Here is a 1,374-nt window from a genome sequence, read left to right as displayed (position 1 = left end):
CCACATAAAAAAGTAAGAACTTCTTGACTAGCTGTATCAAAAGCATCCCAAGACAAGTCATTTTCATAGTGTTTCCCAATCATATATGGCTTTCGATGGACTAAGACCTTCAAAAAGAGTGGGATGTCACGAATGACATAATATTTTTGACTATCAACTAAACCGATTCGGAGGGTCCAAAGGAGGCGATTGGTTCCAGCCTCTACCTGGCCTTGAGCCGACAAAGTGTAGATTTTCTCTCGCTTCTGAGGTTGGATACGCTCCAAAAAACTACCACCAAAACCAACCTTGGTTTCGACCTCTTCTTGCTCTTCATGTCCTTTTTCTAAGGCTTGTAAAATCACCTGGCCTTCTTCGTCGTTCTTCAGATAATGCTCGAGCGCTGCGAGGTGAACACAGTAACCTCTTTTTTGGAAAAAATCGCAAGCACAAAAAACCAGATCATCCTCTAAACTGTAGCGCAAGTCTTCTCCCGCCACACAAGTATAGAGGCGATTCCCTTTTTCCTTGATAATCTCAATGTTGCCTGTTTCATAGAGTGTAACACCCTCCATGCGCAACTTTCCCGGAATCAATTTAGCCATAGTTACCCCTTTATCTTATCTTTTCATTATACCACATTTTCCCCTACGAAAATAGCCTTCTAGGAAGACTTTTCTCCTAGAAGGCTGGATTTTTAAAGTGTAGCAAAAGTGGTCATGATGCGTTGGCAAACCTCTTCCAGTACTGACTTCGGCATAGCCACATTGAGGCGGGCATGAAGGGTTCCCTCCTCTCCAAAGTCCAAACCTCGGTTCAAGATAACCTTGGCTTCATTCTTCAAAAGCTCTTGCAAGCGGTCATTCGTTAGATCATAGGCTGAAAAATCAAGCCAGATCAAGTAAGTTCCTTGTGGTTTCATGACCTTAATCTTGGTTTCGTTGCCCAAAATATCCACTACATAGTTAATGTGGTCCTCGATAACTTCTTTTAGTTCTCCTAACCAGTCCTTACCATAACGGTAGGCAGCTTCTGTCGCCAAATACCCCAAGCCTGAGATTTCATGTTGGTTATTGGCCAACTGGCGTTTTTGGAAAGCCACACGAAGCTTTGGATTTTCAATAACTGCATAGGAATTCTTTGTCCCAGCAATATTAAAGGTCTTAGTGGCACTGCTCAGGATAAGGGCAAAGTCTTTAAAGGCGGGATCAATGGTGTTGAATGACTGGTGTTTGTGACCAAAGAGGGCCAAATCTTGGTGAATCTCATCTGAAACAAGCAAAACACCGTGTTTTTGGCAGAGATGACCAATCTTTTCTAACACTTCCTTTTCCCAAACACGTCCACCAGGATTGTGGGGATTGCAAAGGATATAAAGCTTCACATCCTCTTCCA

2 protein-coding genes are annotated in these 1,374 nt (G+C 42.9%); both read right to left on the bottom strand.

Annotation, left to right across the window (positions count from 1 at the left end; translation table 11 throughout):
* Nucleotides 1-584 (bottom strand): SWIM zinc finger family protein (locus GMD4S_RS08920; RefSeq protein ID WP_001096259.1); only part of this gene is annotated, 584 nt, incomplete at its 3' end.
* A 92-nt stretch (nt 585-676) separates the two neighbouring features.
* A partial coding sequence (locus GMD4S_RS08915; protein WP_000330824.1) for a MalY/PatB family protein occupies nt 677-1,374 on the bottom strand: 698 nt, incomplete at its 5' end.

Source organism: Streptococcus sp. GMD4S, assembly GCF_000296955.1.
This window is presented reverse-complemented; position numbering and strand designations above follow the sequence as displayed.